We start from the raw sequence: 17,902 nt of genomic DNA, 5'->3' as shown, positions 1-17,902 counted from the left end.
AGGGCGACGAACGTCCCCGACCGATGGAGGGAAGTCCCCCGGTGTGCGATCCCCGCGCATGGAAACGACCGTTGCCTTCGAGGGGCTCACGTGTGTCGACTGCGGGGAGACGTTCGACGCGGAGACGGCCACGCACCGCTGTCCGGACTGCGACGGGATCCTCGATCCGAGCTACGACCTCGACCGAGTCGACCTGACGCCGGCGGACCTCGAAACCCGTCCCGGCGAGTCGATGTGGCGCTACGAGGAGCTGCTGCCGTTCGCCCGTGAGGCCGCCGTGACGCTGGGTGAGGGCGGAACCCCGCTCGTCGAGTGCCCCGCGCTCGCGGATGCGATGGGCGTCGGCCGGGTGCTGTTGAAGGACGAGGGCGCGAACCCCACGGGCACGTTCAAGGACCGCGGCCAGTCGCTCGCGACCACGGCGGCGCGCGAGCACGGCGCGAGCGAGGTCGCGTTGAACAGCGCCGGCAACGCGGGACAGGCGGCAGCGGCGTACGCGGCCCGCGCCGACCTCGACGCGCACGTCTACCTCCCGTCGCGGGCGGGGTTCACCCAGAAGGCGATGACGGAGGTCCACGGCGCGGACCTGACCGTGACCGACCCCGTCGGCGGGAACTCGCAGATCGGCGACGCCGGGAAGGCGTACGCCGCGGCGATGGAGGAGCACCCCGAGTGGTACTCGACGAAGACGTTCGTCACGCCGTACCGCCACGAGGGGAAGAAGACGATGGCGCTGGAGCTCCTGGAGCAGCTCGACTGGGAGGCCCCGGACGCGGTCGTCTACCCGACCGGCGGCGGGGTCGGACTCGTCGGGATGCACAAGGCGGCCCGCGAGGCCCGCGAGCTCGGGTGGAGCGACGAGCTCGTTCCGATGTACGCGGCGCAGGCCGCCGGCTGCGCGCCGGTCGTGGACGCCTACGAGGCGGGCGCGGACCGACACGAGCCGCTCGCGGACGACGAGGTCGACACCGCCTGTAACGGGATCGCGATCCCCGACCCCGGCGCGAGCCCGCTGATCCTGGAGGCGATCCGTGAGTCGGACGGGGGCGCGGTGGCGACGACCGACCGGGAGATCCTCGACGCCGCGATCACCGTCGCCCGCGAGGAGGGTCTCGAGATCGGCGCGACGTGTGCGGCCGCGGCCTCGGGGGCATTCGCGCTCGCGGAGTCGGGCGAGTTCGGCCCCGACGACACGGTCGTCCTCCTGAACACCGGCGCGGGCAACAAGGACGTCGACACCCTGCGGGCGCACGTCGGCGAGACGGAGGCCTGAATCGGGAGGCCACGGAGACGCGAATCGGGTCGCGAACCGGAACCACTAGGGCCCGCGCCGGCGACCGCCCCCACATGCAACTCGGCGTCATCGGACTCGGACGGATGGGGCGGATCGTCGTCGACCGGACCCTCGACGCTGGCCACGACGTGGTCGCGTTCGACCTCTCGGCGGAGGCGACGGCGGCTGCCGCGGAGGCGGGCGCGGATCCCGCGGATTCGGTCGAGGACCTCTGCGAGCGGTTGGGTACAAAAAAGCGAATCTGGCTCATGGTGCCCGCGGGCGACGCGGTCGACGCCACGCTCGCGGACCTCGAGCCACACCTCGAACGCGAGGACGTGGTCGTCGACGGCGGCAACTCCCACTTCGAGGCGTCGGTCCGTCGCGCCGAGGGGACCGACGCCGCCTACCTCGACTGCGGGACGTCCGGCGGGCCCGCGAGCGCGGAGGAGGGGTTCTCCCTGATGGTCGGCGGCCCCGAGTGGGCCTACGAGGAACTGGTGCCCGTCCTCGACGCGGTCGCGACCGGCCCCGCCGGCCACGACCGCATGGGCGAGTCGGGCGCGGGCCACTACGTGAAGATGGTCCACAACGGCGTGGAGTACGCGCTGATGCAGGCGTACGGCGAGGGGTTCGAGCTGCTCGCGGAGGGCCGGTACGACCTCGAGATGGAGTCGATCGCGCGCACCTGGAACAACGGCGCGGTGATCCGGTCGTGGCTGCTCGAACTCTGCGAGGAGGCGTTCCGCGAGGAGGGGAACGACCTGGGCGACGTGGCCGACCACGTCGCCGGCGGATCGACCGGAACGTGGACCGTCGAGGAGGCGCTCGAACAGGAGGTCCCCGTCCCGCTCATCTACGGCGCGCTCGCCGAGCGGTTCGACTCCCGCAACGAGGGCCGGTTCTCGCGGCGGCTCGCCAACCGGCTGCGCTACGGATTCGGTCGCCACGAGGTGAAACGACGAGCCGACGGGGAGTAGGGACCGCACCGGATCGAGCGGGAACGGGTCGGATCGGGACCTCCGGCTCACTCCCGGTCGAGGTACTCCTGCTGGACCGAGACGACCTCGCTCGAGTCCTCGCAGTCGGCGTACCGTCGAAGCGGTTCCTCGTTGAGCTCGAGGAACGTCTCGCCCCAGGTGAACTTCGCCATGACCCGCTCCGCGTGGTCCGGTTCGCCGAGGATCGCGAGTGCGGCCGCGAACGCCTCGACGGTCGTGAGCTTCATCGGCCGGCCGAAGTTCACGGGGTTGGCGGCGACGAGATACGGGAGCGCGCGGTGCTCGCCGGGGAGGGAGAACCGCTTCTCGCCGGCCGACTCCCACGAGCAGTCGAGCGCGACGAGCGCGTTCCCGCGGGCGATGTCGGCGTCCGCGGGCGAGAGCGCGCGCTCGGCGTGGGGATTGAGGACGACCCCGTACGGGGTGGCCCGGTCCGATCGATGGAGCTCCGCGAGGTCGAACCGGGCGAGCTTCCGGGCCGTACACTTGTCGGGGTCGTCGTCGCCCTCGTACCGGACGTGGAGGTCCACGATACCAGATGGGCGGTGTCGTTGATAAGGCGTACGGAGCGGTCGACAGAGAATCAAGGAGAGAGCCCACGGCTTCAGCCGTGGGAGGATGTCAAGGATCGGGGTGCGAGGATCGGAACGCCGAACCGACGGCCAACGTCGGTGAGGCCCCAGCCGCTCGATGATACGCGGTTCCCGACTTGGACATGACTGCCGAAGCCCCAGCCGCCCCGCACAGCACCGCACCTCACGCCTCCCCAGCCTCGCGGCTCGCGCTCTTCGAGCGCTCGCCGCGTCCCTCGCGCGGGCCGGTTCGCGCCCTGTCGGGCGCTCACGGGCACGCGCCACCGCGGCGTCCGAGACGCCGGACTTCATCGCCCCATCCCGGTTCGAGCGTCGCCGGATACCGTCAAGCCGGCCCGGTACCGGCGGGGTTTTTCCTCGCCGACACGCAGGATCGAGTATGGAGCTGTTCGCCGTCCCGGACCTCCCGGAGATCCGGGAAGGAGACGACCTCGCGGCGATGATCGACGAGCGCGTCGACCTCCGCGAGGACGACGTCGTCGTCGTCGCCAGCACCGTCGTCTCCAAGGCCGAGGGGCGCACGTTCGACCTCGCGGACTTCCCGGCGGGCCCACGCGCGAACGAGATCGCGGACCGGCTCGCGGCGATCGCCGGCGAGGAGAAGGACCCCCGGTTCGCCCAGGCCGTCCTCGAGGAGTCGACGGAGCTGATCATGGAGGCGCCGTTCCTCCTGACGGCGACCCGGTTCGGCCACATCGGCGTCAACGCGGGGATCGATCGGTCGAACGTCCCCGACGGCGACCTGCTGTTGCTCCCGGAACGCCCCTCCGAGAGCGCGGCGCGGATCCGCGAGGGACTCGCGGCCGACCGCGTCGTCGTCAGCGACACCTGCGGCCGGCCGTTCAGACACGGCCAACGCGGGGTCGCGATCGGCTGGTCGGGGACGCCCGCGAGCCGCGACTGGCGCGGCGAACGCGACCGTGACGGCCGCGAGATGGGCGTCACCGTCCAGAACGTGATCGACGAACTGGCCGGCGCCGCCAACCTCGTCGCCGGCGAGGGCGACGGCGGCACGCCCGTCGTCGTCGTCCGCGACTGGGCGTTCGGCGACCACGCCGGTTCGGACGAGCACTTCCGCGCGGTCGAGGGAGACTTCGTCCGGCAGGCGTTACGCGACTGGCGCTACGAGGACAACGGACGACATGAGGACCACTGACATGCTCGGAATCGAACTCACCCCCGAACACGACCCGCACCGCGTCGTCGACCTCGGCGTCCGCGCCGAGGCCGCCGGCTACGACGCCGTCTACTCGACGTGTCACTACAACAACCGCGACCCGTGGGCGGTGCTCTCACAGCTCGCGACCGTGACCGAGTCGGTTCGGCTCGGTCCCGGCGTCGCCAACCCCTACGAGACCCACCCCGTCACCCTCGCCTCGCGGGTCGCCACCCTCGACGAGCTGTCGGAGGGACGCGCCGTCCTCGGTATCGGCCCGGGCGACCCCTCGACGCTGCGAAACCTCGGGCTCGCGGACCAGCGCGGGCTCCGGCCCGTGCTGGAGGCGTTCAAGACCGCCCGGAAGCTGTGGGCCGGCGAGCGCGTCGACCACGACGGGAGCTTCGACGCCAGCGGGGCGGGGCTCAACTACGAGCCCCCGCAGGGCGCGTCGATCCCCGTCCACGTCGGCGGCGAGGGGCCCCACATGTGCCGGATGGCGGCGAAGCACGCCGACGGACTGCTGTTCAACGGCTCGCACCCGAAGGACCTCGCGTGGGCCCGCGACCAGGTCGACGACGGGGTCGACGACCGCCCCGACCGTCGCGGCGACTTCGACCTCGTCGCCTACGCCGCGGTGTCGGTCGCGGAGGACGAGACCGCCGCCCGGGAGGCGGCCCGCCCGCCGGTCGCGTTCATCGCCGGCGGCGCGGCCCCGCCGGTGCTCGACCGACACGGGATCGACGCCGACGTCGCCGACGCCATCGGCGAGCGCGTCTCCGCGGGGGAGTTCTCCGCCGCCTTCGACCTGGTGACGCCCGCGATGATCGACGCCTTCTGTATGGCGGGAACGACGGAAACGGTCCGCGAACGCGCGGCCGCCGTCGCGGAGCACGCCGACGGGCTCGTCGTCGGCTCGCCGCTCGGGCCCGACCTCGAGGCCGGCGTCGACCTCGCGGCCGAGGCGGTCCGCGGGCTCTTCTGAGTCGACGTCCGGTCCCCGATCCCCCGTTCCCGGCTGCCGGCGAAGACGGTTCGAGGTCGCTCGGTGCGGATCACTGCGGATCCCCGTGCGATCGAACATCACGACACCTGCTGTCGTGACACAAATTTAACTCGGTTGAACTTTTGTCGTGACGTATGTGCCGCTTCGTGGCGTACCACGGGCCGCCGATGGAGCTCGACGAACTGCTGTACAGGCCGGATCACTCGATCATCGACCAGTCGATGCACGCCGAGGAGCGTCGCGAGCCGCTCAACGGCGACGGCTGGGGCGTCGGCTGGTACGACCGCGAGCGCTCCCCGGAGCCGGCACTCCACAAGCGGGTGCGTCCCGCCTGGAACGACGACAACATGCGGCACGTGAGCCCGCTGATCGAGACGTCGCTGTACTTCGCGCACGTCCGGGCGGCCAGCCCCGGCCTCTCGGTCCAACAGCTGAACTGTCACCCCTTCACCGGCGGCACCGGGCTTCACGAGCGCGACGCCGACCTCGACCCGGTCGAGCGTGGTCGACGACGGCTGCTGTTCATGCACAACGGGACGCTCGGTGCCCACCGCGAGGTGATCCGTCGCGTCCGCGAGTCGCTCGACGACGAGTTCTACTTCGGGATCCACGGCTCGACCGACAGCGAGCACGCGTTCGCGGTGATACAGGACGAACTCGGCCGGGACGTGGTTGACCCGTCCCTCGACGACCTCGCGGCGGCGGTTCATGCGGCGCTCGAACGGCTGGAGACGTTCAGAGCCGAGGTCGACGAGGAGGCGGGGACGCAGGCGAACTTCTGTCTCACCGACGGGGAATCGATCGTGGCGACCCGATACGCCACCCCCGGGACCGCGGCGCAGAGCCTCTACGTCGGCGAGGCGGGCTCGTTCGAGTCCGGCGGCGAGTTCTGCTCGACGCCGGACCCCGAGGGAACCGCCGCGACGATCGTGGCCAGCGAAGCGCTGTTCGAGAACGACCGGGTCTGGCGGGCGGTCCCGCGGAACCACCGGGTGACCGTCGAACCCGACGGGACGGTCTCGATCGACCCGATCGAGTTGGACCTCGCGGGGTGACGAACGCTGCTTCGCGGAGTGACGGGCGCTACTCGCTCGGGCCGCGGCCGCCGAGCGACGGGAGCTTCACGCCGATCTCGCCGAGGAGCGCGCCGACCGCCGCGTAGCCGAGGACGGCCACGGAGGCGACGATCAACAGCTGTCCGACGAGGACGAGCACCGCGGAGAGCGGGTCGCCCGCGCCGAGGATCAGGTCGTTCGCGAAGACGTCGACGAACCGGCCGACGTCGCCGACCAGCCGAGAGACGAAGCCGATGAGCGCGATCATGACCGGACGTTGAACGGGGGGGTACTTGGGGTTTTAGTTCGCGGGACGGGCCGCCCCGGACCGGGCCCGGTTCCCCGAACCGAACGCCTTACACCCGGGCGACCCTGACGGCTTCGACATGAACACGGTGCTGTGGGTTCTGACGGGGATCCTCGCGTACACGGCGGCCATGACGTGGCTCCGGAACCGGGGGATCCTCCCGGACTCCGTGCGGATCTCCGGTCCGCTCACGACCCTCCATACCCGTCGCGGGCGGGCGTTCCTCGAACGACTCGCCGGACCGCGGCGGTTCTGGCGCGCGGTCGCGAACCTCGGGCTCGGCGGCGCGCTCGTCGCGATGGTCGGCTCGTTCGTCCTCATCGTCTCCTCGGGACTCTCCGCGCTCTCGGCCACGCAACCCTCCGCGATCCAGCAGCCGCAGAACTTCCTCATCATCCCCGGCGTCAACGAGTTCCTCCCGCTCTCGGTCGCGCCCGAGATCGTCGGCGGGCTCGCGATCGCGATGGTGGTCCACGAGGGCGCACACGGCCTGCTCTGCCGCGTCGAGGACATCGACATCGACTCGATGGGGCTGGTCTTCCTCGCGGTCCTGCCGGTCGGCGCGTTCGTCGAGCCGGACGAGGAGGCGACCCGGGAGGCGTCCCGCGGGGCCCGGGCCCGGATGTTCGCCGCCGGCGTCACGGCGAACGTGGTCCTCACGGTCGTCGTCTTCGCGCTGCTCTTCGGCCCCGTCGTGGGCGCGATGGGCGTCGCGCCCGGCTACGCGGTCGGCGAGGTGAATCCTGGGTCGCCCGCGGCCGCCGCGGACCTCGCGCAGGGCGACCGGATCGTCGAGGTCGCCGGCGAGCCGGTCGCGGACGCCGCGGCGTTCGAGGCCGCGGTCGCCGAGGCCGGCGCGGACGTCCCGATGGTCGTCGACGACGGCGACGAGGAACGCACAGTCACCGTCGAACGGGAGCTCCAGGCGGTCGGGTCGGCCGGCGGCAACCCCTTCGGCGTCACCGTGACGGAGGAGCCGTTCGTCGTCACCGCGGTGAACGGCGAGCCGGTGCGGACCGAGGGCGATTTCCTCGCCGCGGTCGGCGACGACGAGCGGGCGACCGTGGCGCTCGAAGGGGCCGACGGCGCGAACGCCACCGAACGCGAGGTGCCGGTCGGCGCGTACATCGTCGGCGTCCAGGAGGGCGGCCCGATCCACGACGCGGGCGCGGCGGTCGGCGAGCCGCTCACGGTCGTGGAGATCGACGGCGACCGGATCCGTGACGACGAGGCGTTGGCGGCCACGCTCCAGGAGCGCGAGCCCGGAACGACCGTCGAGGTGGTCGCGTACACCGCCGCCGACGAGCGCGTCAGCTACGACGTGGAGCTCGATCCCCATCCGAACCGCGAGGGCGGGTTCATCGGCGTGAGCGTCTTCCCGGGCACGAGCGGGCTCGCGCTCGACGACGTCGGCGTCTCCGAGTACCCCGCCGGCGCGTACCTCGAACTGCTCGGGGGCGACGGCGGCGAGGGCGCGCTCGACGGAGTCGCACTCGGCGGGCTCGCGGACTCCGCGCTCGGACTCGTCTTCGTGACGCTGATCCTCCCGCTCGGCAGCCTGTTCGGGCTGCCGTTCAACTTCGCCGGGTTCGCCGGCGGTATCACCAACTTCTACGTCCTCGAGGGCGGACTCGCGTTCCTCGGCGGCGGCGCGTTCCTGCTCGCGAACCTGCTCTTCTGGACCGGCTGGATCAACATCCAGCTCGCGCTGTTCAACTGCCTCCCGGCGTTCCCGCTCGACGGCGGCCGGATCCTCCGGATGGTCGCCGAGGCGGTCGTGAGCCGGCTCCCGATCGGCGACCGGCACGCGGCCGTCCGGACCATCACGGTCTCCTCCGGGCTGGTCATGCTCTTCGGGCTGGTGTCGATGGTGTTCGGCAACCAGATCCTCTCGGCGCTCGGGCTGATCTGACCGACGGTCCACCGACCCACCGCTCCGCCGACGGCAACGTCCCGCCGACAGCAACGCCGGCCGCAGGGGAAACGGGTTTCTCCGCGGGGGGACACGGGCAGGTATGAGCCACTCGCGAACCGTCGAGATCGAGGGCCACATCATCGACAGCGGGACGATGCAGCGCTGTTTCGGTGCGGTGATGGACCTGGGCGGCTCCTTCGACGTCGAGCAGTTCGACGTGGGGACCCACGAGGAGGCCGAGTCGTACTGCCGAATGCGCGTCTCCGCCGACGACGAGGAGACGCTCCGGGCGATCCTCCACGAACTGCACCAGAACGGCGCGGTGTTGGAGGACCCCTCCGACGTGGCGCTCGTCGCCGCCCCCGACGACAAGGTCGTCCCGCCGGACTTCTACTCGACGACGAACCATCCGACGGAGGTTCGATACGACGGCGAGTGGATCGACGTCGACCGGATCGAGATGGACTGTGCGCTGATCGTCGATCCGGACGGTCCGGACGGTGAGCCGCGGGCGTACACGAAGGTCCTCAACGCCGTCGAGGAGGGGGACCTCGTCGCGACCGACGAGTCGGGGATCCGCGTGAACCCGCCGGAGCGACCCCGTGGCTCCGGCGGCGCGTTCGGGTTCATGCAGGGCGGCGTCTCCTCCGAGCGTCCCTCCGAGTCGACGATCCGCGAGGTGGCCGCGGAGCTGCGCGAGGTGAAGGAGGCGGGCGGCAACGTGATGGTCGTCGCCGGCCCCGCGGTGATCCACTCCGGCGCGGGCGACGCGCTCGCGGACCTCGTCGAGGCCGGCTACGTCGACTCGCTGTCGGCGGGCAACGGCTTCGCCACCCACGACCTGGAACGCTCGCTGTACGGCACCTCGCTCGGGATGGACGTCGAGACGCTCGAGCACCCGCGGAAGGGACACAAACACCACATCTGGACCATCTCGGAGGTCATCCGTGCCGGCGGGATCGAGGCCGCCGTCGAGGCGGGGATCGTCACCGAGGGCGTGATGTACCAGTGCGTCGAAAACGACGTCGACACCGTGCTCGCGGGGTCCATCCGCGACGACGGACCGCTCCCCGACACGGTCACGGACGCGGTCGAGGCGCAGGACGCGATCCGCGACCAGGCCCACGACGCCGACATCGTGCTCATGCTCGCGACCCTGCTCCACTCGGTCGCGGTCGGGAACTGTCTCCCCTCGACGACGAAGACGGTCTGTGTCGACATCAACCCCGCCACCGTCACGCAGCTGCTCGACCGCGGCTCCGCGCAGGCGGTCGGCATGGTCACCGACATCGGCACGTTCGTGCCCACGCTCGCGGAGTTCGTGCTCGACGAGGACGCCGAGGCGATCGCGGAGGCGGGTGAGAACGCGTGAGCGTCGAGCTCCGTCCCTACGACGCCTCGACCGACGCCGAGGCACTCTACGGGCTGAAGACGGCCTTCGAGCGCGGACTCGGCGAGAACACCGGCGGCGAAGCGAAGGCGACGACATACGCCGGCAAGCTCACCGACGACTACCGCGAGAAGTGGTTGGCGTGGGTCGACCGCTGCGTCGCCGACGAGCCGCGCTGTGTGACCGTCGCGGTGGACGGGGGAACTACGAACGCTGACGGGGGATCCGCGGACGCCGACGGGAACGACTCCGACCTCGTCGGCTACGTCTTCTGTCTGCCCGAGCGGCTGGCGTTCGTCTGGGACGCCGCCGTGATCAACGAGCTCTACCTCGCGCCCGACTACCGTGGCACCGGCGTCGCCGACGACCTCATGGATGCCGCGCTCGACCTCGCCGCCGACCAGGACCTCCCGCTCGACCGGATCGTGCTCGACGTCGACCCGAAGAACGAGCGCGCACGGGGCTTCTACGACCGGCACGGCTTCGAGTCCTGGGGCGAGATGGTCGCCCGGCCCGTCGGGGACGTCGGCGACGACTGAGGGGAGGGGCGACCGAGGGGACGGCGGCCGACCGCCGCCCTCCGACCGCCGCCGTCAGAAGGCTATTGACTCGCAGGCGAGAAGGGAGGACGTGACCGACACCGACACCACGCGCGAGTGGATCCTGGCCGAGCGGCCCCGCGGCGAACCGGACCTCGACTGTTTCGACCTCCGGGAGCGAGACCGCCCGAGTCCCGACCCCGACGAACTGCTCGTCCGCGTCCGCTACCTCTCCGTCGACCCGTACATGCGCGGGCGGATGCGGGACGCCGAGTCGTACGCGGAGCCGTGGGCGGTCGGCGACGCGCTGCAGGGTGGCGTCGTCGGCGAGGTGGTCGAGAGCGCCGACGACCGGTACGAACCCGGCGACCTCGTGGTCGGAAACGGGACGTGGGCCGACCACGCGCTCCTCGACGCGGACGACGTCGCACCCGTCGACCCGGCCGTGGCCGACCCGCCCGCGTACCTCGGCGTCCTGGGGATGCCCGGTCGGACGGCGTACTTCGGCCTGCTCGAGGTCGGCGAGCCGAAGCCGGGCGACACGGTCGTCGTCTCCGGGGCGGCCGGCGCGGTCGGGTCCGTCGTGGGCCAGATCGCGAAGCTGAACGGCTGTCGCGTCGTCGGCTTCGCGGGCACCGACGAGAAGACCGAGTGGCTCACGGCGGACCTCGGCTTCGACGCCGCGATCAACTACCGGACCGCGGACGACTACGGTGCGGCGCTCGCCGAGGCCGCCCCGGAAGGGATCGACGTCTACTTCGACAACGTCGGCGGCCCGATCACGGACGCGGTGTTCCGAGACCTGAACCTCGACGCACGGGTCGCCGTCTGCGGACAGATCGCCCACTACAACGACGAGGAGACGCCCACCGGGCCGCGGAAGCTCCCGCTTCTCATCGCCGCGCGTGCGAGGGTTCAGGGACTGCTGGTGAGTGACTACGCGACCCGGTTCGACGAGGCGGCGGACCGGCTCTCGAAGTGGGTCGCCGACGGCGAGATCGAGCATCGAGAGACCGTCGTCGAGGGGTTGGAGAACGCCCCGGACGCCTTCCTCGGGCTCTTCTCGGGGGACAACGTCGGGAAGCAGGTCGTCCGAGTCAGTTGAATCGACCTCCACAGGGAACCGACCGAACGACGGCCCGTTGGAGCATCGAGAACGCTTGGTGGATACGGAGGAGCCGATCGGCACGGTGAAACGCCTACTTCGTCCATCTGATCTCGTATTCGAGTTCGTACCGTTGTTCTCCGGTTTCCGAATCCGTGAGTCGTTCGAGCTCGACCTCGAACCGGGGTCGTTCCGGAACGGAGGTGGTCCGCTCCTCCGTATCCGTGGTTAGCCGGACGTCTCCGGATTCCACCTGGTCGGCGGCGTCACGTAACGCGTCGGCGATCTCCGTTCTCGTGGCCTGTTCTTCGGTTTTGAAGAGGACTTCTTCGGGCATGGTTGATCAGTACTCGGGCCGCTGGGCTCGGATGACGTCTCCGAGCAGTTGTTGTTCGTCGGCGAGCAACTCGGTTACGTCGTCGGCGGTAACGATCCCGACGAGCGTATCGCCCTCACAGACGGGAAGCCGTCGGATCCCGTAGGCGGCCATCAGGCTGGCCGCCTCGTGGAAGCCGGCATCGGGGCCGGCCGTACGGAGATCGTCGGTCATCACGTCTTCGGCGGTCTGACCCGTCGGGTCACGCTCCTCTCCGAGGACGCGAACGGTCAGATCCCGATCCGTGACGATTCCCGCGAGCGTCTCGTCGTTCGTGATCAGGACGCTTCCGACCTGCTCCTCGTCCATGGTCGCTGCGAGTTCGGCGACGGGGGTTTCAGGAGCGGCCGTGACGACGTCGCTTCGAGCGAGGTCTTGGATCGGCATTCGGGGTCACCCGTCTGAACCTATGGAGCAAACTTCATAATAGATAGTTATGTTTCTCGGTCTTCGGGAATTCGAAAGAACACGTGACGATGGATCGGCCCCCGAACCCGTCGACGTACGTTCTTCGGCTTCCGTCACGGTCCACGTGGGTGCTCGGCGGCCGTCAAGCCGTCACGGTCAGCCCACGATCCCCCATAGCCCCGCGACTACGAACACGGCCGCGACGAGGAGGGGAAACGCGGCTCGACGGAGTCTCGAGAGCACGAACCCACGGATCGATCGCTCCGTGATCACGAGGTCGCCGGAGAGCGCGATCCCGGTCGTCCCGTTCTCCCCGCGCCCGTCGCGTTCGATCCGGCCGGCGACGAGATACTCCTCGCCCGGGTCGATCCGGCGCTCGACGTAGCGGCGAGCGCCGAGGAAGGGGATCGCCGCGATCCGTCCGGCGACCGGATCGAGTCCCTCGCGGACGTCGACGAACCGGCGCACCCGGTCGGGGGGCGTCTCTCTCGCGCCGACGCGGACGACCGTCGGGACCGTGTCGAGCGAGAACCGCCGCGACGACGGGCGGACGGCGAGGCCGCCGGCCGCGTCGTCGAGGACGCCCGGGTCATCGGGGACGCTCGGGTGGTTCGGATCGTCCAGCGAGAACGGAGCGGTGGCGATCCCGTCGTCGAGGTGCGCGTGGAACCACGGGACCCCGATCCCGAACGGCTGGCGTTCGGTGACCTCGAACTCGAACCCGAGACACTCGGTTCCGGTGAACGGGCTCCTGAGCGTTTCCGCCGACGCACGCGCGGTCCCGAGGACCGCGACGAACTCGCCGTCTCCGGCGTCGGTCACCGCGTCGGGTCGGCGGACCTCCGTCCGGAGCAGCCGCGGGAGGACGACGAGCGGACGCGCTCCGTACCACGCCATCGCGAGACCGAGTCCGACGAAGAGGCCGCCGAACAGGGTCAGATACATCGACGAGTGGCGGACGACCGCGAAGGGCTGGCGCGCGACCGTGACGAGACCGCGGATGAACTCGCAGGAGCCGTCGTGGAGGGTGTCACGTCGCCCGGTTCGGGCGGGTAGGGCATAAAGGTCCACGACGCTGGTGGGCTCCGCCCCCGGAACTATGAGGTCCGGTTCCGTTGGCGACCCATGGGACGCGTCAACGAGGCCGAGTTGGAGTGGACCGAGACCGATCGCGGAGAGACGCGGTTCAAGCGGAAGCAGCTGGCCGAGGCGGCCGGTGGCGACGCGATCGGGTGTAGCCTCTACGAGCTGCCGCCGGGGGGCAAGTCGTGGCCGTTCCACTACCACACGGCGAACGAGGAGGCGATATACGTCCTCGAGGGGACCGGTACGATACGGCTGGCGACGGTGGCGGACGAACCCGGAGCGGACGACACCGGGACGGACGAAGCCCACGAGCTCGTGGCGGGCACGTACGTCGCGCTCCCGGCCGACGAATCCGGGAGCCACCGGGTGATCAACGACTCGGACGGTTCTCTCCGTTACCTCGCGATCTCGACGATGGTGGAACCGGACGTCACGGTGTACCCCGACTCGGGGACGTTCGGCGTGTACGTCGGATCCCCGCCCGGCGGCCGGGAGGAGCGCTCGCTGGAGGGCTACTACGACGCCGAGGACACCGTCGGCTACTGGGATGGAGAGTAGCGAGCGGCCGTCCGCGACGTTCGGAGCGTCAGGACGCGGGAACCCCGACAGGAGTTATGTAGGTCGCGGCGGAACCACCAGGTATGCGTTACCTCGTAGCCACCGACGGGTCCACGCTGGGTGACGAAGCGGTCCGATACGCCGCGCGCCAGGCGGCCGCGTTCGACGCCACGCTCGTGGTCGCGCACGTGTTGACGCCGGACTCCGAACTGATCGACGGCACGCTCGTCCTCCCCGGCGAGGAGGCGGCCGTCGAGGAGGGCGAACGCGTCCTCGAGAACGCACGGTCGGTCGCGAACGACGTCGCCGACGAGGCGGCCACCGAGATAGACGTCGAAACGCAGTTGCTCACCGGACGACCCGCGGACGCGATCACCGAGTTCGCGGGCGAGAGCGACGCCGACGCGATCTTCGTCGGACACCGCGGACTTTCCGAGGAGCGCGAACAGGTCGTCGGCAGCGTCGCGAAGAGCGTCGTCGACAAGGCGGTGGTTCCGGTGACGGTCATCCGGTGACGGCCATTCGGTGACGGCGACTCGATGACGGTCATTCGATCACGGCCGTTCCGTGGCAGCCGTCCGCGGTCGTCGTTCGCCGGCGTCCGCCGCCACGCGGTCGTCGTCCACGCCCCCACCATCGATGTCACCTCATCGGACCGACCGTCGACAGGCTTTAGTTTGTGCCAGCAGTAGTGTGTAGTATGGACAAGAACGTAGGAGCCATGGACAAGCGCGTCAGGACCGCGATCGGTGCGGTGATGGGAACGGTTTCGCTCGCGACGCTCGTCGGTGCCGCTCCGCTCCCCGCGATCGCGTCGCCGATCCTCGGCGTCGTCGCGCTCGTCATGCTCGGTACCGCGGCTACCGGGACTTGCGGACTGTATTCACTTCTCGGCGTCGACACCTGCTCGGTCTCGCCGGACGAGACGCGGTAGTCGCTCGGACGCTCCGGAGCGTCGCGGCCGGCGCCTACTCCCAGGCGTCGGGGCCGAAGTCCGGGTGGACCTCCCGGGAGTACCGTTCGATCCCGTCGATCCGGCCGATCTCCTCGTCGGTCAGCTCGAGCTCCCGGCTCGACCAGTTGTCGGCGATGTGACCCTCGCTCGTGGCCTTCGGGATCGCCGTCACGCCCTTCTCGCGGAGCCACGCCAGACTGACCCGTGCCGCGCTGGCGTCGCGGTCTGCGGCGATCTCGCCGATCACGTCATTGTCGAACACCGCGCCGCGCGCGAGCGGCGAGTACCCGACGATCTCGTAGCCGTGCTCCTCGGCGTGAGCGCGCAGCTCCGTCTGCTTACAGAACGGGTGCGTCTCGACCTGGTTCGCGAAGACCGGGGCGTCGAGGACGTCCATGGCCCGCTCGACGTGGTCGGGCTCGAAGTTCGAGACGCCCACGCGCTCTATCAGTCCGCGGTCGCGGAGTTCGTCGAACGCCGGAAGCGTCTCCTCGGGGTCGTACGCGCCCGCCGGCCAGTGGACGTACAGCAGGTCGACCGCGTCGACGCCGAGCTTCTCGAGGCTCTCCTCGGTCGTCTCGATGACGTCCTCGTACGCGAGGTTCGATATCCACACCTTGGTGGCGAGGAAGACGTCCTCGCGGTCGACGTCGGCAGCGGCGATCCCCCGACCGACCGCCGACTCGTTGCCGTACGCCTGTGCGGTGTCGACGTGACGGTACCCCGTCTCGAGGGCGGTTCTGACGCTCTCGGCGCACTGTTCCGGGTTCTCGTTCTCCCAGGTACCGAGCCCGAGGACCGGCATCCCGTTCGCTCGAGCCACGCTATCGGACGACTGCTCCGGAGAAGACATGTCCCGGGATGGCCGCTCGAGCGACTAATGGGTTCGGAAACGGGCTCGAGATCGGCCGCGGCATCCCCCGATCGAACCGTCGCCGATCGCGGCGAACCGTCGCCGATCGCGGCCTCGTTGGACGCGCACGGGGGCGTATCGACGGCCGCTTCCGCGACCCGAAGCGCCGACGATCGAAGCCCGTCCCGTCCACGACGGCGGTTTTCGCCACCGTCTCGGTTCCTTTTAGGTATCCGGACCGAACGCGGAGACGACGATGGCACTCGCGAGCGCCGGCGCACGGCTTCACTTCGGCTTCTGTAACCTCAGCCTCTCACACGAGCGGCTGTACGGCGCGGTCGGGCTGGCGCTCGCGGAGCCGCACGTGGAGATCGAGGCGACGCCGGCCGAGTCGGTCGCGGTGAGGGTCCGGGACGAAGCCGCGGAGGCCGTCGGGAGTCGCTCCGCGTCCGCCGTCGCGAGCGCGCTCCACGACGACGTCCGCGAGTACGCCGCGACCGCCGCCGGCCTCCTCGGCGTTCCGGGCGCGACCGTCACGGTTCACGCCTCGCTCCCCCGACACGCGGGGTTGGGGAGCGGGACCCAGCTGGCCGCGACGACGCTGGCAGCGATCGCCCGGGCGTACGGGATGGATCCCGCGGTCCGGGAACGGGCTCCCGCGCTGGGTCGGGGGGGTCGCTCCGGGGTCGGCGTCGCGACCTTCGAGGCGGGCGGGTTCGTCCTCGACGCCGGCCACCCGACCGCGCGGTTCACCACCGACCGCCCGGACGACGGGGAGTGGCGGGTGCCCCCGGTCGCCGCACGCCACCGGGTCCCGGACGACTGGCGGTTCCTGCTCGTCCGACCGGACGCGGAACCGGGACGAAACGGGGAGAGCGAGGACGCCTCGATGCGGGCGGCCGTCGAGCGGGCGGAGCCGGGGCTCGCCGACCGCATCGCCGGGATCGTCACCCGCCGGATACTGCCCGCCATCGCCGCGGGCCGGGGGGAGACGTTCGGATCGGCGGTCGCGTCGGTGGGACGGCTCAACGGCGCGTGGTACGCCGACGAGCAGGGCGGCGTCTACCGCCCGCCCGTCGGCGACGTGGTGGCGGCGCTGTCGGCGTCGCCGGCGATCTTCGGGGCCGGGCAGTCCTCCTGGGGCCCCGTCGTCTACGGAGTCACCGACGCGGACCACGCCGACGCGGCGAGGGAAGCCGGCGACCGAGCGCTCGACACGGCGGGCGTCGCCGGGAACGTCGCCGTCGTCCGGGCCACGAACGAGGGCGCGCGGATCGAGGGCTGAACGGGGATCACGACGAGGATCGCGGCCGGCCCGGCTGGACGACGAGGGACAACACTAAGCGGGCCCGCGACCCGTACCGAGGTATGTCGAGTGTCCCGTTCGGCGTCGCCCGACTGGATTCGATCCTGGACGGCGGCGCGCCCCCCGGAAGCGTGGTCCTGCTCGCCGGCGAGTCGGGGGCCGGCGCGCGGGAGTTCCTCTACACGAGCGCAGCGATGAACGGCCTCGGCCGGACCGACGAGGAGCTGTTCGACCTCTACTACGGCGATCTCCCCGGCGACGGGGAGATCCCGCCGGAGGTCCACTACCTCTCGTTCACCGCCGGCGAGGAGGCGCTGACGAGGGAGATGGAGTACACGCTGGCGGAGGAGGTCGTCGACGCCGCGGTCGAGGGGATCGAGTTCCGCGACCTCTCGCCGGAGTTCTTCCAGCTCAGTCCGGTCCCGCGGGAGTGGTACGAGGGGGAGACGACGACGATCGAGGACCTCGGCGAACACGGTCGCTACGACGACGTGCTCACCGCCTTCGGCGACTATCTGACCGACCACGCCGCCGGCAACGTCGTCTGTATCGACTCCGTGACCGACCTCGTCTCCGCCGCCTCCGACGACATGGAGTGGAGCGACATCGCGATGGTGATGAAGGGATTGAAGAAGGCCGCCACCCGGTGGCAGGGGTTGATCCTGGTGTTGGTCAACGCGGACGCGCTCTCGGACCGGGAGTTCGGCACGCTGATGGACGCCGCCGGCGGCACGCTCCAGTTCACGTGGGAGAGCGGCGGGTCGAAGCGCGCTCGGACCATGTTCGTCCGGGAGTTCCGCGGCGTCCTCTCGCGGCTCGAGGCGGAGAACATCGTCCGGTTCGAGACGGAGGTCCACGACGGCGGCTTCGACATCAGCGACGTCCGAAAGATCCGGTGACCGGTCGAGACGTCCGGTGAGCCTCGAGCGAACCGGCGAACGACGGTCCCGGGCCGGTCGCCGATGCCGAGTACCACGGGGGCGGAAGTATCGATCCGGAGAACTGCGCGACAGGTTACTT

At 70.6% G+C, this 17,902-nt stretch carries 20 protein-coding genes; 14 read left to right on the top strand and 6 right to left on the bottom strand.

What is annotated here, in order from left to right; genetic code table 11:
* Positions 1-58 precede the first annotated feature (58 nt).
* Together EAO78_RS03505 and EAO78_RS03500 are read left to right on the top strand one after the other, a co-directional pair.
* Complete coding sequence (locus EAO78_RS03505) at positions 59-1,273, top strand: threonine synthase (protein ID WP_122104460.1); 1,215 nt, start codon at positions 59-61, stop codon at positions 1,271-1,273.
* A gap of 74 nt (positions 1,274-1,347) precedes the next feature.
* Positions 1,348-2,253, top strand: a complete 906-nt coding sequence (locus EAO78_RS03500; RefSeq protein WP_122104459.1) for a decarboxylating 6-phosphogluconate dehydrogenase — start codon at positions 1,348-1,350, stop codon at positions 2,251-2,253.
* Positions 2,254-2,300: 47 nt separating this feature from the next.
* Here the strand turns inward: EAO78_RS03500 and EAO78_RS03495 are convergent, their stop codons facing one another.
* Complete coding sequence (locus tag EAO78_RS03495; protein WP_122104458.1) at positions 2,301-2,804, bottom strand: DUF367 family protein; 504 nt, start codon at positions 2,802-2,804, stop codon at positions 2,301-2,303.
* A gap of 442 nt (positions 2,805-3,246) precedes the next feature.
* On the opposite strand from EAO78_RS03495, the gene EAO78_RS03490 reads away from it, so the two are divergent.
* The 3 genes from EAO78_RS03490 (at position 3,247) to EAO78_RS03480 (ending at position 6,084) form a co-directional block, all read left to right on the top strand.
* The gene (locus tag EAO78_RS03490; RefSeq protein WP_122104457.1) at positions 3,247-4,023 is read left to right on the top strand and encodes a coenzyme F420-0:L-glutamate ligase; all 777 of its coding nucleotides are present in this window, start codon (positions 3,247-3,249) and stop codon (positions 4,021-4,023) included.
* 1 nt (position 4,024) lies between these two features.
* Positions 4,025-5,008, top strand: coding sequence for a 5,10-methylenetetrahydromethanopterin reductase (locus tag EAO78_RS03485; protein WP_122104456.1), 984 nt, complete (start codon positions 4,025-4,027; stop codon positions 5,006-5,008).
* Positions 5,009-5,163: 155 nt separating this feature from the next.
* The gene (locus EAO78_RS03480) at positions 5,164-6,084 is read left to right on the top strand and encodes a class II glutamine amidotransferase (RefSeq protein ID WP_122104455.1); all 921 of its coding nucleotides are present in this window, start codon (positions 5,164-5,166) and stop codon (positions 6,082-6,084) included.
* A 28-nt stretch (positions 6,085-6,112) separates the two neighbouring features.
* Here EAO78_RS03480 and EAO78_RS03475 read toward each other — a convergent pair whose 3' ends face one another.
* Positions 6,113-6,352 carry a hypothetical protein gene (locus tag EAO78_RS03475; protein WP_122104454.1) on the bottom strand — a complete coding sequence of 80 codons (240 nt, stop codon included), beginning with the start codon at positions 6,350-6,352 and terminating at the stop codon, positions 6,113-6,115.
* Positions 6,353-6,470: 118 nt separating this feature from the next.
* Here EAO78_RS03475 and EAO78_RS03470 point away from each other — a divergent pair, with 118 nt between their 5' ends.
* From EAO78_RS03470 to EAO78_RS03455, 4 genes are all read left to right on the top strand, one after another.
* Positions 6,471-8,303: a site-2 protease family protein gene (locus EAO78_RS03470; RefSeq protein ID WP_122104453.1), complete on the top strand. Its 1,833-nt coding sequence runs from the start codon at positions 6,471-6,473 to the stop codon at positions 8,301-8,303.
* 103 nt (positions 8,304-8,406) lie between these two features.
* Positions 8,407-9,678, top strand: a complete 1,272-nt coding sequence (locus EAO78_RS03465; RefSeq protein WP_122104452.1) for an ornithine cyclodeaminase, nickel-pincer nucleotide-dependent — start codon at positions 8,407-8,409, stop codon at positions 9,676-9,678.
* A complete protein-coding gene (locus EAO78_RS03460) occupies positions 9,675-10,235 on the top strand; it encodes a GNAT family N-acetyltransferase (protein ID WP_122104451.1) in 561 nt (186 codons plus the stop codon). The genes EAO78_RS03465 and EAO78_RS03460 overlap by 4 nt, the downstream gene beginning before the upstream one ends.
* Positions 10,236-10,326: 91 nt before the next feature.
* The gene (locus tag EAO78_RS03455) at positions 10,327-11,340 is read left to right on the top strand and encodes an NADP-dependent oxidoreductase (protein WP_122104450.1); all 1,014 of its coding nucleotides are present in this window, start codon (positions 10,327-10,329) and stop codon (positions 11,338-11,340) included.
* Positions 11,341-11,434: 94 nt separating this feature from the next.
* Here EAO78_RS03455 and EAO78_RS03450 read toward each other — a convergent pair whose 3' ends face one another.
* The 3 genes from EAO78_RS03450 to EAO78_RS03440 form a co-directional block, all read right to left on the bottom strand.
* Positions 11,435-11,677, bottom strand: a complete 243-nt coding sequence (locus tag EAO78_RS03450) for an amphi-Trp domain-containing protein (RefSeq protein WP_122104449.1) — start codon at positions 11,675-11,677, stop codon at positions 11,435-11,437.
* Positions 11,678-11,683: 6 nt separating this feature from the next.
* Entirely contained in the window at positions 11,684-12,103 is a 420-nt protein-coding gene (locus tag EAO78_RS03445; RefSeq protein ID WP_122104448.1) for a CBS domain-containing protein, read from the bottom strand.
* A 177-nt stretch (positions 12,104-12,280) separates the two neighbouring features.
* Entirely contained in the window at positions 12,281-13,195 is a 915-nt protein-coding gene (locus EAO78_RS03440; protein WP_238987609.1) for a hypothetical protein, read from the bottom strand.
* A 54-nt stretch (positions 13,196-13,249) separates the two neighbouring features.
* Between EAO78_RS03440 and EAO78_RS03435 the strand changes: the two genes are divergently transcribed.
* The 3 genes from EAO78_RS03435 to EAO78_RS03425 all read left to right on the top strand — a co-directional run bounded on the left by EAO78_RS03435 (position 13,250) and on the right by EAO78_RS03425 (position 14,702).
* Positions 13,250-13,768, top strand: coding sequence for a cupin domain-containing protein (locus tag EAO78_RS03435; RefSeq protein WP_122104447.1), 519 nt, complete (start codon positions 13,250-13,252; stop codon positions 13,766-13,768).
* A gap of 83 nt (positions 13,769-13,851) precedes the next feature.
* Positions 13,852-14,283, top strand: coding sequence for a universal stress protein (locus EAO78_RS03430; protein ID WP_122104446.1), 432 nt, complete (start codon positions 13,852-13,854; stop codon positions 14,281-14,283).
* 185 nt (positions 14,284-14,468) lie between these two features.
* Positions 14,469-14,702: a YgaP family membrane protein gene (locus EAO78_RS03425; protein WP_122104445.1), complete on the top strand. Its 234-nt coding sequence runs from the start codon at positions 14,469-14,471 to the stop codon at positions 14,700-14,702.
* 34 nt (positions 14,703-14,736) lie between these two features.
* Here EAO78_RS03425 and EAO78_RS03420 read toward each other — a convergent pair whose 3' ends face one another.
* Positions 14,737-15,528, bottom strand: a complete 792-nt coding sequence (locus tag EAO78_RS03420; protein ID WP_122104444.1) for an aldo/keto reductase — start codon at positions 15,526-15,528, stop codon at positions 14,737-14,739.
* Positions 15,529-15,832: 304 nt separating this feature from the next.
* Here EAO78_RS03420 and EAO78_RS03415 point away from each other — a divergent pair, with 304 nt between their 5' ends.
* Both EAO78_RS03415 and EAO78_RS03410 read left to right on the top strand, forming a co-directional pair.
* Positions 15,833-16,861 carry a beta-ribofuranosylaminobenzene 5'-phosphate synthase family protein gene (locus EAO78_RS03415; protein WP_122104443.1) on the top strand — a complete coding sequence of 343 codons (1,029 nt, stop codon included), beginning with the start codon at positions 15,833-15,835 and terminating at the stop codon, positions 16,859-16,861.
* 83 nt (positions 16,862-16,944) lie between these two features.
* The gene (locus EAO78_RS03410; RefSeq protein WP_122104442.1) at positions 16,945-17,781 is read left to right on the top strand and encodes an RAD55 family ATPase; all 837 of its coding nucleotides are present in this window, start codon (positions 16,945-16,947) and stop codon (positions 17,779-17,781) included.
* The last annotated feature ends 121 nt before the right edge of the window (positions 17,782-17,902 follow it).

This window comes from Halobellus captivus (assembly GCF_003697845.1).
Classification (GTDB): domain Archaea; phylum Halobacteriota; class Halobacteria; order Halobacteriales; family Haloferacaceae; genus Halorubrum; species Halorubrum glutamatedens.
This window is presented reverse-complemented; position numbering and strand designations above follow the sequence as displayed.

Bases quoted from the DNA above. Each gene is read 5' to 3' on its own strand.
- EAO78_RS03505 (WP_122104460.1), top strand. From the start codon at position 59: ATGGAAACGACCGTTGCCTTCGAGGGGCTCACGTGTGTCGACTGCGGG.
- EAO78_RS03500 (WP_122104459.1), top strand. From the start codon at position 1,348: ATGCAACTCGGCGTCATCGGACTCGGACGGATGGGGCGGATCGTCGTC.
- EAO78_RS03490 (WP_122104457.1), top strand. From the start codon at position 3,247: ATGGAGCTGTTCGCCGTCCCGGACCTCCCGGAGATCCGGGAAGGAGAC.
- EAO78_RS03485 (WP_122104456.1), top strand. From the start codon at position 4,025: ATGCTCGGAATCGAACTCACCCCCGAACACGACCCGCACCGCGTCGTC.
- EAO78_RS03480 (WP_122104455.1), top strand. From the start codon at position 5,164: ATGTGCCGCTTCGTGGCGTACCACGGGCCGCCGATGGAGCTCGACGAA.
- EAO78_RS03475 (WP_122104454.1), bottom strand. From the start codon at position 6,352: ATGATCGCGCTCATCGGCTTCGTCTCTCGGCTGGTCGGCGACGTCGGC.
- EAO78_RS03470 (WP_122104453.1), top strand. From the start codon at position 6,471: ATGAACACGGTGCTGTGGGTTCTGACGGGGATCCTCGCGTACACGGCG.
- EAO78_RS03465 (WP_122104452.1), top strand. From the start codon at position 8,407: ATGAGCCACTCGCGAACCGTCGAGATCGAGGGCCACATCATCGACAGC.
- EAO78_RS03450 (WP_122104449.1), bottom strand. From the start codon at position 11,677: ATGCCCGAAGAAGTCCTCTTCAAAACCGAAGAACAGGCCACGAGAACG.
- EAO78_RS03445 (WP_122104448.1), bottom strand. From the start codon at position 12,103: ATGCCGATCCAAGACCTCGCTCGAAGCGACGTCGTCACGGCCGCTCCT.
- EAO78_RS03435 (WP_122104447.1), top strand. From the start codon at position 13,250: ATGGGACGCGTCAACGAGGCCGAGTTGGAGTGGACCGAGACCGATCGC.
- EAO78_RS03430 (WP_122104446.1), top strand. From the start codon at position 13,852: ATGCGTTACCTCGTAGCCACCGACGGGTCCACGCTGGGTGACGAAGCG.
- EAO78_RS03425 (WP_122104445.1), top strand. From the start codon at position 14,469: ATGGACAAGAACGTAGGAGCCATGGACAAGCGCGTCAGGACCGCGATC.
- EAO78_RS03420 (WP_122104444.1), bottom strand. From the start codon at position 15,528: ATGCCGGTCCTCGGGCTCGGTACCTGGGAGAACGAGAACCCGGAACAG.
- EAO78_RS03415 (WP_122104443.1), top strand. From the start codon at position 15,833: ATGGCACTCGCGAGCGCCGGCGCACGGCTTCACTTCGGCTTCTGTAAC.
- EAO78_RS03410 (WP_122104442.1), top strand. From the start codon at position 16,945: ATGTCGAGTGTCCCGTTCGGCGTCGCCCGACTGGATTCGATCCTGGAC.